8 protein-coding genes and 1 pseudogene are annotated in these 12995 nt (G+C 63.5%); 8 read left to right on the top strand and 1 reads right to left on the bottom strand.

Annotation, left to right across the window (positions count from 1 at the left end; genetic code table 11):
- The first annotated feature begins 226 nt into the window (after nucleotides 1-226).
- The 7 genes from D886_RS0116490 to D886_RS0116455 all read left to right on the top strand — a co-directional run bounded on the left by D886_RS0116490 (nucleotide 227) and on the right by D886_RS0116455 (nucleotide 9560).
- Entirely contained in the window at nucleotides 227-1585 is a 1359-nt protein-coding gene (locus D886_RS0116490; RefSeq protein WP_027594953.1) for a diguanylate cyclase, read from the top strand.
- 114 nt (nucleotides 1586-1699) lie between these two features.
- Nucleotides 1700-3661 carry a methyl-accepting chemotaxis protein gene (locus tag D886_RS0116485; RefSeq protein ID WP_027594952.1) on the top strand — a complete coding sequence of 654 codons (1962 nt, stop codon included), beginning with the start codon at nucleotides 1700-1702 and terminating at the stop codon, nucleotides 3659-3661.
- Between the two features lie 148 nt (nucleotides 3662-3809).
- On the top strand, nucleotides 3810-5588 hold the full coding sequence (locus D886_RS0116480; protein ID WP_027594951.1) for a protein-disulfide reductase DsbD: 1779 nt from the start codon (nucleotides 3810-3812) through the stop codon (nucleotides 5586-5588).
- A 179-nt stretch (nucleotides 5589-5767) separates the two neighbouring features.
- Entirely contained in the window at nucleotides 5768-6220 is a 453-nt protein-coding gene (gene aroQ, locus D886_RS0116475; protein ID WP_008093086.1) for a type II 3-dehydroquinate dehydratase, read from the top strand.
- A gap of 100 nt (nucleotides 6221-6320) precedes the next feature.
- The gene (accB, locus tag D886_RS0116470; protein WP_027594950.1) at nucleotides 6321-6779 is read left to right on the top strand and encodes an acetyl-CoA carboxylase biotin carboxyl carrier protein; all 459 of its coding nucleotides are present in this window, start codon (nucleotides 6321-6323) and stop codon (nucleotides 6777-6779) included.
- A 17-nt stretch (nucleotides 6780-6796) separates the two neighbouring features.
- The gene (gene accC / locus D886_RS0116465) at nucleotides 6797-8152 is read left to right on the top strand and encodes an acetyl-CoA carboxylase biotin carboxylase subunit (RefSeq protein ID WP_027594949.1); all 1356 of its coding nucleotides are present in this window, start codon (nucleotides 6797-6799) and stop codon (nucleotides 8150-8152) included.
- A 412-nt stretch (nucleotides 8153-8564) separates the two neighbouring features.
- Nucleotides 8565-9560, top strand: a complete 996-nt coding sequence (locus tag D886_RS0116455) for an IS110 family transposase (RefSeq protein ID WP_027594947.1) — start codon at nucleotides 8565-8567, stop codon at nucleotides 9558-9560.
- A gap of 224 nt (nucleotides 9561-9784) precedes the next feature.
- Here the strand turns inward: D886_RS0116455 and D886_RS0116450 are convergent, their stop codons facing one another.
- On the bottom strand, nucleotides 9785-11638 hold the full coding sequence (locus D886_RS0116450) for a sigma-54-dependent Fis family transcriptional regulator (RefSeq protein ID WP_027594946.1): 1854 nt from the start codon (nucleotides 11636-11638) through the stop codon (nucleotides 9785-9787).
- 283 nt (nucleotides 11639-11921) lie between these two features.
- On the opposite strand from D886_RS0116450, the pseudogene D886_RS0116445 reads away from it, so the two are divergent.
- Nucleotides 11922-12961 (top strand): annotated as a pseudogene (locus D886_RS0116445) (ATP-NAD kinase family protein); the annotation flags it as partial.
- Between the last annotated feature and the right edge of the window lie 34 nt (nucleotides 12962-12995).

Below are 12995 nucleotides of genomic sequence, written 5' to 3'. Positions count from 1 at the left end.
ACGGTTCAGAGGCTTGGACCCCAGGCCTTCGCCAGGGTGCCACGGCAAGCCCGCATCGCTGCACTATAAAGCAGACACTGCCGTACGCATAAGCGACCAGTGGGTCAGTAACTGAATATTCGTTCTAAACGCTTTGTTGATGGAGGGCACTCACCCAACGGAAAAGAGCTGCTAGCATAGAGCCATCATCGCACCTGCACACCACCCACCCAAAAGTAGCCAGGACATGAGCCAAGCAGTCGATCCGAGCCACCAGTGCCCCGCCCAGCACCTGTCGCGTCCCGGCCTGCGCAAGGATGACCCGCTCAACCCGGTGCCCCTGCCGCCGCTGCGCAAGCCTGTGTACATCCTTTTGCAAGACCACGAGCGCGCCCAACGCCTGGCCCAGCAGCTGGAGTTTTTCGGCCTCGGTGTGCAGGCCTTGTTCAGTGCGGATGCGTTTCGGGCTTCGCTCAGTGAATGCCCGCCTGCGGCGGTGGTGATGGATGTCGACTTCACCGGCAGCGGCCAGGGCCTGCGCCTGGCCGCCCAAGCTCAGCAAGGTGTGCCGCAAACGATTCCGCTGCTGTTCTTCAGCCACCACGAAACCGATACCCCGACTCGCCTTGCCGCCGTGCGCGCTGGCGGCAAAGAGTTTCTGACCGGCACCCTGGAAGCCTCCAGCCTGCTGGAGAAGGTCGAGCTGCTCACCAGCACTACCCCGCTCGACCCACTGCGGGTGTTGATCATCGACGATTCGCGCACCCAGGCCCTGCACACCGAACGGGTGTTGAGCAGCGCGGGCATGATCACCCGCAGCCTGACCGACCCGATCCGCACCATGGCGGAACTGGCCGACTTCCAGCCGGACCTGATCATTCTCGACCTGTACATGCCCGCCTGTACCGGCCCGGAGCTGGCCAAGGTAATCCGCCACAACGACCGCTATGTCAGCGTGCCAATCATTTACCTGTCGGCCGAGGACGACCTCGACAAACAGCTCGACGCAATGAGCGAAGGTGGTGATGACTTCCTCACCAAGCCGTTCCGTTCGCGCCACCTGATCACCACCGTGCGCAACCGCGCCGCCCGCGCCCGCCACCTCAAGGCACGCATGGTGCGCGACAGCCTCACCGGGCTGTACAACCACACCCATATCCTGCAACTGCTCGAAGATTGCAGCTTCCGCGCCCGGCGCGAGCAGCAGCCCTTGAGCTTCGCCATGCTCGACATCGACCGTTTCAAGAAGATCAACGACCGCCATGGCCATCCCATGGGCGACCGGGTGATCAAGAGCCTGGCACTGTTCCTCAAGCAACGGCTGCGCAAGACCGACTTCATCGGGCGTTATGGCGGCGAAGAGTTCGCCATCGTCATGCCCAACACCGCCCTGGATGCCGCGCACAAGGTATTGGACGAAATCCGCCGGCGTTTTGCCGAGATCCTCTATCCGGCGCAGCCACGGGACCTGAACTGCACGTTCAGCGCGGGGGTGGTGCAACTGGACGATGAGCTGGATGCGCTGACCATGGCCAGTGCAGCGGACGAGGCGTTGTACCGGGCCAAGCACGCGGGGCGTAACTGCGTGGTTCGGGTGGAGCCTTAACAAGGCAAAGTGCCATCTTTTTTTACATCAGGACACAGACGTCATCACTGCGTAACAAAATCGCAATAACTTCAGGCGCTTACCTCTCCCACTCCCCGCAGGAAGTTCGCGGCTATGCGCCTGAAGTGGCTGACCAATTTCAACACCCTGTTGCTGGTAACCGTCTGTATCGCCCTGGCCGTGACCTTGTGGTGGTCACAGCGTGCCCTGGAGCGCCCCTATCAGATGATGGAACGCTACCTGGGCCTGTCCCAACAGTTCCAGAACCAGGCAGCACACAACATCCAGGCCTACCTGGCCAGTGGTGATGCCTTGCGCCATGCCGCTGCGATGGAGGCCAACCAGCAGTTGCAGGCGGCATTGGCCGAATGGCCCGACGCGCTGGCCGACAAACTGCACCCCAGCCTCGACAGCCTGCAGGCCTTTACCGCCGAAGAACTGCTGGCGGCCGGCAAGCTGGCCGGCGACCCGCAAGCGCTGCTACTGCAAGCCGAGCGCGAACTGGGGGCCAACTTCGAACAACTGGCCAATTACGCCCGCGACAGCGGCAGCGCCGAGGCCAACCGCTATCTGCTGCCTGTGCTCGACGCCACCGTGCACTTGGGCCGCCTGTCGCTGGCCCGGGACAAACTGGTCAGCAGTGGCCGCTCTGAACTGGCCGACGAAGTAGAGCGCGAGCTGCAACTGATCCGCGCCCAGGCCCAGGCCATCGACAGCTTGCCGTTGCTGGGTGTTACCCGTGCAGCCGAGTCCAATGCCGATGATTTCGCCGCCCTGATGGGCCTGGAAACCCAAGCCAGCGCGCAGCAGGAAGACATTGCCGTCGCCCTCAAGCGCGAACTGCTGAGCCTGCTCACGCGCTACCCGGCCGAACTGCAACGCACCCGCGAGCAAATCGAGCGCCGCGCCGCCTTGGCCGCCAGCACGGGCCAGCGCCTTGAAGCCGTGCAGCAGGCCATCGCCGGCCTGGAGCCTGAAGTCCGCGGGCTGCACGCCAAAATCGCCGCCGAAGTGCGTATCAGCCAAGGCCTGATGATCGGCCTGATCTTGCTGATCGCGCTGCTCATCGACACCCTGCAGCGGCGCTTGGCGCGTACGTTGACCAGCCTGGCGCCGGCCCTGTCGCACTGGGCCGAGGGTGACTTCGCCAAGCCGATCACCCTGGGCAAGACCAACCGTGAACTGCACGACATTCAGGAATCGCTCAACCGCCTGCGCCACTACCTGGTGGAACTGGTTGGCACCATCCGCCACAACGCCGAACAGGTGGCCGGCAGCAGCCATGCCCTGGCCGGTATGAGCGCCGCCCTGCACGACGGTGCCGAGCGCCAGGCGGGCGACACCGGGCAGATTCGCGACGCGCTGGGTGAACTGGAAGCGACCATCCAGCAAGTGGCCGGCGATGCCAGCGCCGCCGCCGACGCCAGCCGCGATGCCGGCCGGGCGGTGGAGCACGGCCAGGCGGTGATTGGCCAGAGCTTGTCGGGGTTACGCGAACTGGTGGACGAAGTGCAGGGTAACGCCCGCATGATCGAACAACTGGCTGAAGAGTCCGCCACCATTGGCGGGGTGTTGACGGTGATTCGCTCGATTGCCGAGCAGACCAACCTGTTGGCCCTCAATGCCGCGATCGAAGCTGCCCGCGCGGGCGAAATGGGCCGTGGCTTTGCCGTGGTGGCTGACGAAGTGCGCTCCTTGGCGCAACGCACCACAGGCGCCACCGGCGAGATCCAGACACTGATCGACCGCTTGCAACAAGCCGCCAGAGGCTCGGTGGCGGGCATGCGTGCGCAGTTGGAACATGCCGAAGCCACCGCCGACCAGGCCCAGGCCGCAGATGGCGCGCTGGACGAGATTGTCCGCGCCATTCGTACCATTGCCGATACGGCGGTGCGGATTGCCGATGTCACGGCCCAACAGAGCGGTGCGGTGAGCGAGATTCGTGACCATAGCGAGCGGATTCATGAGCTGGGCGAGGACAATTTGCAGCGCATTGGCGAGGGGCGTGAGCAAGGGGAGCAATTGCTGAGCCTGGGCAGCGAGCTGAGCACGGCGGTGCGGGCGTTCAGGGTGTGAGCGTGCACTTTCTGCGCCTGTGAGATCGAGCGCCGCGCGGGCGGCGCTCGATCTCACAGGCGCAGAAAATTGCCTGACGAGCACCACTGGCCCCAACCCCTACCAACTCCGCTATCATGCCCAGCACGTTCCACCTCGCGAGTCCGCCATGCGCCGCCTGTTTCTCCTGCTGTTCCTGCTGCTGGCCAGCCCTGCCTTCGCCACGGGCCTGCTCGACAACCGCCCCAGCGCCACCCTCGGCGCCGCTTCGCTGTCCAACGCTGCCGATTTCCTGCCCGTGCACGAAGCGTTCAAGCTCAGCCTGATCCAGGCCGATGCCCAAAGCATCAAGCTGCGTTTCGTCGCTACCGACGGCTACTACCTCTACCGCCACCGCTTCAATTTTCGCACAGAGCCGGCCGACGTGGCCGTGGGCACGCCCAACATCCCTAAAGGCGAAGCCAAGCACGATGAGTTCTTCGGTGACGTCGAGGTGTACCACGGCGTGCTCGACATCGAGCTGCCCCGCACCGACCCTCGCGCGTTCACCCTGCTGGTGGGCTACCAGGGCTGCGCCGACAAAGGCCTGTGCTACCCCCCGGAAACCGCGCGCCTGAGCATCGACGGCGAAGGTGGCACCCCCAGCGCGGCACCGGCCACAGGTGAACAGGCCTGGAGCTGGAAATCCCTGTTGCTGTTCTTCCTCGCCGGCGTCGGCCTGACCTTCACCCCTTGCGTGCTGCCGATGCTGCCCATCCTCTCGGGCGTGGTGCTGCGTGGCCAGGCTAACGGCTTGCGCGGCCTCGCGCTGTCGCTTGCTTACGTGGTATCGATGGCCGCCAGCTTCGCCGTGCTGGGCGCGCTGATGGGCCTGTTCGGCGCGGGCTTGAACCTGCAGGCACGGCTGCAGTCGGCCTGGGTGCTGGTGCCTTTCGCGTTGTTCTTCGTGGTGTTCGCCCTGGCCATGTTCGGCCTGTTTGAATTGAAGCTGCCACAGGCCTTGAACAATCGCCTGGACTCACTCGCCCACCGCACCAAAGGTGGCTCGCTAGTCGGCGCGGCAGTGCTGGGCGTGCTTTCCAGCTTGCTGGTGTCGCCCTGCGTGTCGGCGCCACTGGCCGGTGCCCTGCTTTATATCAGCGCCAGCGGCGATGCCCTGGGGGGTGCGCTGAAACTGTTCGCCCTCGGCCTAGGCATGGGTGCGCCATTGCTGCTGGTGGCCACCGGTGGCGCAGCCTGGTTGCCGAAGAGCGGCCCTTGGCTGAACACGGTGAAAAACGCCATTGGTGTGCTGTTGCTGGGGCTGGCCATCGGCTTGCTCAGCCGCGTGCTGCCTGGCCAGGTGACGTTGCTGCTGGTCGGCTTCCTGGCTGCCGGCGTGGCGCTGTTCCTCGGTGCCCTGGAATTCGTCATCAAAACCCCGCGCCAGCGCCTGGCGCAATTGCTCGGCCTGGCGTTGCTGGTCTACGCCCTGGCCTGCTGGTACGGGGCACTGAACGGCCAGGGCGACCCCCTGCGCCCCTTGCCTGCCCCCGCCGTGGCCACGGGCAGCGCCAGCCCTGCCGTCAAGGCCGATGCCTGGCAGACCCTCACCACGCCCGCCGCGCTCGACGCGGCACTGGCCCAGGCCAAGGCCGCAGGCCAGCCGGTGTTGCTGGACTGGTACGCCGACTGGTGCATCAGCTGCAAGGTGATCGAGCACGACGTGCTCAATGCGCCGCAGGTGCAATCGCAGCTGAGCGCCTTCAAATTGCTGCGTTTCGACATCACCGAGAGCAACGCCGAGCAACGTACGCTGCTCGACCGCTACCAGCTGTTCGGCCCGCCTGCGCTGCTGTTCTTTGCCGCGAACGGCAGCGAAATGACCGCTGATCGGGTCATAGGCGAGATAAACGCCGGCGATTTCGCCGAGGTTCTGACGCGCGTGCGCGGCAAACTCGGTCTATAACTTCCGGCGAGCTGCGAAAAATCCTCGAGACAGTGACCAGATTTAATTATCCGGTCACATACTTCGCGCGAATCTCGGACATCGTGCTGGCTATTGCCGGGAACTGGACACTTGCCGTCGCTTTACGGCACACTCGCCGCGCTGTGTCGAATTGCCCTACAAATCCAAGGAATCCGCAGATGGCTACGCTACTGGTGCTTCACGGCCCCAACCTCAACCTGCTCGGGACCCGCGAGCCGGGCCACTACGGCGCCGTGACCCTGGCCCAGATCAACCAGGACCTGGAGCAACGTGCCCGCGCCGCGGGCCACCATCTGCAGTACCTGCAGAGCAATGCCGAATACGAACTGATCGACCGCATTCACGCCGCACGCAACGAGGGTGTGGACTTCATCCTGATCAATCCGGCTGCTTTCACCCACACAAGTGTCGCATTACGTGACGCATTGCTTGCGGTGAGCATCCCATTCATCGAAGTGCACCTGTCCAACGTGCACAAACGCGAACCGTTCCGTCACCACTCCTACTTTTCCGATGTGGCTGTAGGGGTGATTTGCGGCCTGGGCGCCAGCGGTTATCGCCTGGCCCTGGAGTCCGCGCTGGAACAACTGGCTGCCAACGCACAGCCCTGATGACAGAGACCCTGGCCTAAGTAGGCCGGGGTTTGAGAGAAACGTTTTAGACACGTTTTCAATTACGCCCCCTGACCGAACCTTTGGGAGTTGATGATTAATGGATATCCGTAAAGTCAAGAAACTGATCGAACTGCTGGAAGAGTCTGGCATCGACGAACTGGAGATCAAGGAAGGCGAAGAGTCGGTCCGTATCAGCCGTCACAGCAAGACCCCAGCTGCCCAGCAGTTCTACGCACCGGCCCCAATGGCTGCTGCCCCTGTAGCTGCCCCGGCTGCCGCTGCTGCTGCCCCTGTCGCCGAAGCTGCTGCCCCGGCGCTGAAAGGCACCGTGGTTCGCTCGCCAATGGTCGGTACCTTCTACCGCAAGCCATCGCCGACCTCGCCTAACTTCGCTGAAGTTGGCCAGTCGGTGAAAAAAGGCGACACCCTGTGCATCGTCGAAGCGATGAAGATGATGAACCACATCGAAGCCGAGATCGGCGGTGTCATCGACGCCATCCTGGTAGAAGACGGCCAGCCGGTTGAGTTCGACCAGCCGCTGTTCACCATCGTTTGAACCGCGGAGAGCCAACGATGTCTGCGAAGCTCGAAAAAGTCCTGATCGCCAACCGCGGGGAAATTGCCCTGCGGATCCTGCGTGCCTGCAAAGAGCTGGGCATCAAGACCGTCGCCGTGCACTCCACGGCTGACCGCGAACTGATGCACCTGGGCCTGGCAGACGAGTCGGTCTGCATCGGTCCCGCGTCATCCAAGGATTCGTACCTGCACATCCCGGCGATCATCGCTGCCGCCGAAGTGACTGGCGCCACCGCGATCCACCCGGGCTACGGCTTCCTGGCCGAAAACGCCGACTTTGCCGAGCAGGTAGAGAAATCCGGTTTCGCCTTCATCGGCCCGAAAGCCGACACCATTCGCCTGATGGGCGACAAGGTTTCGGCCAAGGACGCGATGATCAAGTCGGGCGTACCGACCGTACCAGGCTCTGACGGCCCGCTGCCGGAAGACGAAGAAGTCGCCCTGGCGATCGCCCGTGACGTCGGCTACCCGGTGATCATCAAGGCCGCCGGTGGCGGTGGTGGTCGCGGTATGCGTGTGGTGCACAAGGAAGAGGACCTGATCTCCTCGGCCAAGCTGACCCGTACCGAAGCCGGTGCTGCGTTCGGCAACCCGATGGTCTACCTGGAGAAGTTCCTGACCAACCCACGCCACGTGGAAGTTCAGGTACTGTCCGACGGCCAAGGCAACGCCATCCACCTGGGCGACCGTGACTGCTCGCTGCAGCGCCGTCACCAGAAGGTTCTGGAAGAAGCGCCAGCACCGGGCATCGACGAGAAGGCCCGTCAGGAAGTCTTCAAGCGTTGCGTCGATGCGTGCATCGAAATCGGCTACCGCGGTGCAGGTACTTTCGAGTTCCTGTACGAGAACGGCAGCTTCTACTTCATCGAGATGAACACCCGCGTACAGGTTGAGCATCCGGTGTCGGAAATGGTCACTGGCATCGACATCGTCAAGGAGATGCTGAGCATCGCCGCTGGCAACAAGCTGTCGTTCCGCCAGGAAGACGTGGTGATTCGTGGTCACTCGCTGGAGTGCCGGATCAACGCTGAAGACCCGAAGAAGTTCATCCCGAGCCCAGGCAAGGTCAAGCACTTCCACGCCCCAGGTGGCAACGGCGTTCGCGTCGATTCGCACCTGTACAGCGGTTATTCGGTTCCGCCGAACTACGACTCGCTGATCGGCAAGCTGATCACCTACGGCAAGGACCGCGAAGAAGCCATGGCGCGCATGCGCAATGCGCTGGACGAGATCGTCGTCGACGGCATCAAGACCAACATCCCACTGCACCGCGACCTGGTGCGTGATGAAGGTTTCTGCAAAGGCGGCGTCAACATTCACTACCTCGAGCACAAACTGGCCAGCCAGGAGTGATCGTATAGTGTGATGTACCAAAACCCCGGACCTGTTCCGGGGTTTTTTTATGGGCTTTAGGGATAGGTGGTGCTGGCAGGTGCATGCCTTGAGGGGGGTGTTGCCGGTGAGATCGAGCGCCGCCCGCGCGGCGCTTCGCAGCACAAGGCTGCTCCTTGTATGTTGTGCCTGGCCTGGCGAGAGAGGTTATTCTCGTCAGGTTCAAGAAGCACTTCCGGGGAGGCCGATCGCTCCTGAAGGCAGGGATTGCCCCTGACCTTGTATGTAGAGAGGCCCCCCGCCTCATTGCCCACTACGAAGAGTATCGAGAAGCCGACAAGTCGGACTTCGCATTACAAGGTTGCAGCGGCATGAAGTTCGAGGTCGGGGAACCGGAGGCCATTGTCACCTAAGTTGCTGCGGAGTGGGAAGAATGAGTGTCTACGTTGGCTTGGATATCGGTTCGCGCACGTCAACCGCAGGGGTGCGCAAAGATGCGCGCCCAGCCGGTCTATGGGACATCGCTCAGACGCCAGCCGGACGCAAAGCTGCGGTTAAAAAACTGCAGGCGCTCCAACCCAAAGCCATCGTGATGGAAGCCACCGGGATCTATTACCTGGACTTGGCCATCGAACTGCATGCTGCCGACCTTCCTGTCTCGGTGATCAACCCTAAAAGCTTCCATAACTTCGCCAAGCTGATGCTGGTCAACAGCAAGACTGACGCGATTGATGCCCAGTTACTGGCCGAGTACGGTGAGCGCATGACCCCACGCCTGTGGACACCCCCAAGCCCTGTTCAGCTTGAGCTTCGGGCGATTGGCCGACATATCAATCGTCTGGTGGGACACCGCACAAGGGCGAAGAATGAGCTGCATGCATTGCGTGCGACCCATACGACCATGTCCATGTTGATCGAAGATGAAGAAGAGGCTATTGCCTCTTTGGACAAGCGCATTGAGCGCTTCCGCAAGGCTGGGCACGACTTGATCGCTCAATGCCCGACGCTCAGTCGACAGTTCAAACAACTACTCGTAGCGCCAGGCATGGGGGAAGTCTCTGTACTTGCCGCCTTGGCTGAACTCACGACGCTCCCCGAAATACTCAAGTCTTCTCAGGTCAGCCGCCACGCAGGTCTTGATGTTCGGCAAACTCAGTCGGGAACCAGCATCGACAAGCCTGGAAGACTCGGCAAAAGTGGAAATGCCTATCTACGGGCAGCCATGTACATGCCTGCATTGACGGCGGTTCGCTGTGATCGCTATGCGAAAGCCTTTTACGAATCGCTCGTCAGTCGTGGCAAGAAGAAAATGCAGGCCATCGCGGCAGTCATACGCAAATATTTGACCGGCGTCTGGGCATGTATGCGCGGGAGTGAGCCGTTTGACACGGCCAAGCTTTTCAGCGCCAAACACCTGGCAAAAGCTTGACCACGAACAGAGTATCTACATCTGTTTCGGGCCAGTGAGGCCTGTGATATTGGCGCGCGACCGCCTCGTTGGCTCGACTCGATATCGTGTCAGGCGCCAAGGGACCGCGCGCCGATGCCACAGGAATATTGGCCCGAAACAGATGTAGGAGCAGCCTTGTGCTGCGAAGCGCCGCGCGGGCGGCGCTCGGCCTCACAGGCGCTGAAAATCCTGAGACGAACCCATCACCCTTTCATTCTAGGCATCTCGATCCGGTGCTCATGCACCCGCCGATACAGCGTCGCCCGCGATATCCCCAACGCCCGCGCCGCATCAGCCGGCTTCCAGCGGTGCCGGATCAGCGCATCCAGCAACAACTGCCGCGCCGGGCTGGAGGCCTCCGTTTCAGTAGAAGCAACCGCATCGCCGCGTACCTCCTGCGGCAAATCCTCAAGCCGCACCCACCCGCCCTCACTCACCGCACAGGCATAACGCAACACCTGCCGCAGTTGGCGCAGGTTCCCTGGCCAACGGTAAAGCAGCAGCGCCTGCAATGCATCGTCCGCCAACACCACCTCTACCCCACAAGCTTCGGCTTCTTCGGCTAACAGCTGATGAATCAAACCCAGCCGATCCTCACGCTCACGCAACGGCGGCAGCGCGAACCGGGCGTTGGCCAGGCGGAAGTACAGGTCCTCACGAAAACGCCCATCCGCCACCATTGCCGCCAGGTCTCGGTGTGTCGCACAGATCACCTGGATGTCCACCCGCTCACGCCGCGCCGCGCCCAAGGGCGCCACTTCGCCCTCCGCCAGCACGCGCAGCAGCCGGGTTTGCAGGTTCAGTGGCATGTCGCCGATTTCGTCGAGAAACAGGGTGCCGCCATCAGCTTGCTGTAAAAGCCCTTGCATGCCTTTGCTGGAAGCACCGGTAAAGGCCCCGGCTACATAGCCGAACAGCTCGCTCTCGATCAGGCTCTCAGGGATGGCCGCACAGTTCAGCGTGACGAAAGGCCCCTTGCGGCGCTGGCTTTGCTGGTGCAACTGACGGGCAAAAACCTCTTTGCCCGAGCCCGTCTCGCCTTGCACCAGCACCGCCAGGCTACAGTCCTTGACCCGCGTGGCCAGGCGCAGGTGCTGCTCGATGCGCGCGTCCTGTGCCTGGCGCAAAGGCTGCGGGCGCGGGCGCCGTTGCGGTGCGCTGACGCGGCCATACAGTTCCCCCCAGCCTGGCAAGCGCTGGGCCGAAGCCTCGTTACTGCAACGCAACTGGCCCAGGTCGAACAGCTCGCCGATGTGCTCAGGCAAGCGGCCTAGGCGCTCCACCAGGCGCTGCCGGGCCAGGCTGTTGATTGCCTGCAGCCGGCCATCGGCATCCCAGGCCAGCAGGTAGTCGGGCTGGCTTTCGACATAGCCCGGTGTGCCATGCGCGCGCATCACCCAATGGCCCTGGGCACTGTGCATGAAGAAGGCGTTTTCTATCTCGCGCGCGGTCTGCTCGACCAACTGCCGAATCAGGTGCTGGCTGCGGCGGTCATCCGGGGATCGCAAGGCCGAGACATCCACCACACCCAGCAGCTCGCCCAGTGGGTCGAATACCGGTGCCGCCGTGCAGGTCAGGCCGATGAAGGCGGCGCGAAAATGATCGCGCTTGTGCACCGTGACCGGCGCCTTGCTGGTCAGCACCGCCGCCACCCCGCAGGTGCCCTCCTCGCCTTCCGACCAGCAGGTGCCCAGGTACAACCCGGCCTTGCGGCAGTCATTGCGGATGGCGGACTCGACCCGGTAATCGATGGTCTGCCCCTGGGCATCGGTGAGCAGCACGCAATAGTCGGCGCCGCGGACCTGCTCATGCAGCCGTGCCACGGCGTCGCCGGCGATGCGCAGAAACAGCTCGGCACGTTCGCGGCATTCGTTGAGCAGGCTTTGCGAAAGGATACGTGGGCCCTGCTGGGAGCCTGGGTCGAGGCGATACAGGTGCATGGAGCGGCGCCAGGAATCGAGGATCAGCGGCGGCACCGGTGCCTGTGGCAGGCGGTCGGCGTTTTTCAGCACCCGGCTGACGCAGTCGACATGGGCTCGGGAGTTCGCGGCAAGCATTCAGGCCCTCCGGTTCTCATTGCTGTTTTTATCGTTGTGCGGCCATTAAGCGCTTCCAGGCATGCCCCGACAAGCACTGTGTGAATACCGGCTCGCTTGAGACGCAGCGTCTCAGCGTCTCGGCAAAAGCCGCCGCAGCCTGGCACCCCGCGTCTCGCCGGGCATGCTGGGCGCACGCCCTTTCCTACGCACAGACCGCTCTGGCACAGCCACTTCAGGCAGATGAAACAAAGCTGGCACCGCCCTTGCTCTGTCCCTGACAAACAAGAATACGAGGTGCGCCATGCCGCAACCCACCCCGACTGTCGGGATCATTGCCAACCCTGCCTCCGGCCGCGACCTGCGCCGCCTGACCGCCAGTGCCGGGCTCTATTCGAGCACCGACAAGGCGTCGGCGATCCAGCGGCTGTTGGCCGCCTTCGGTGCCACCGGCATCGGCCGGGTGCTGCTGCCAACCGACATGACCGGCATCGCCGCCGCCGTGCTCAAGGCCAGCCAAGGCCCCGCTGCGCGCGACCAGCACTGGCCGAATATCGAGGTGCTCGACCTGCCATTGACCCAGACCGTTGCCGATACCCGCCTGGCCACCCGACGCATGGTCGGCCAAGGCGTGGCGATGATCGCGGTGCTCGGCGGCGACGGCACCCACAAGGCAGTGGCAGCAGAAGCCGGTGACATCCCACTGCTGACCTTGTCCACCGGCACCAACAATGCCTTCCCGGAATTACGCGAAGCCACCAGCGCCGGCCTGGCGGGCGGCTTGCTCGCCAGCGGCCGCGTGCCCGCCAGCATCGGCCTGCGCCGCAACAAGCGCTTGCGGGTGAAGGTGCCCGAGCAGCAGTTAGACGAGTGGGCACTGGTGGAAGTCGCCGTTTCGCCCCAGCGTTTCATTGGCGCCCGCGCCCTGAGCCGCAGCGAAGACCTCAGCGAGGTGTTCGCCTGCTTCGCCGAACCCCATGCCATTGGCCTGTCCGCCCTGTGCGGCTTGTGGTGCCCGGTGTCACGCCAGGACCCGCACGGCGCCTGGGTGCGCCTGAACCCCGGCGCCGAGCAGGCCCTGCTCGCGCCCCTGGCGCCTGGCCTGCTGCAAGGGTGCGGCATCACCGCCAGCGGCGTGCTGACGCCGGGCGTCGCCCATCGCCTGAGCCTAAGCAGCGGCACCCTGGCCCTGGATGGCGAACGCGAGATCGAATTCGCCGAGCACGACACCCCCACCATCACCCTGGACCACCAAGGCCCGCTCACCGTGGACGTCGAGGCCGTGCTGGCCCACGCCGCCCGCCATCACCTGCTGGCCGTGCCGCGCGGCCACCGGCTACACCCTGCAACCGCGTGTTGAGACAACCCTGGAGAACAA

It is taken from the genome of Pseudomonas sp. LAIL14HWK12:I7, from assembly GCF_000483465.1.
GTDB lineage: Bacteria > Pseudomonadota > Gammaproteobacteria > Pseudomonadales > Pseudomonadaceae > Aquipseudomonas > Aquipseudomonas kermanshahensis.
Note: the sequence above shows the minus strand (reverse complement) of the source record. Positions and strands in the feature narration are given on the sequence as shown.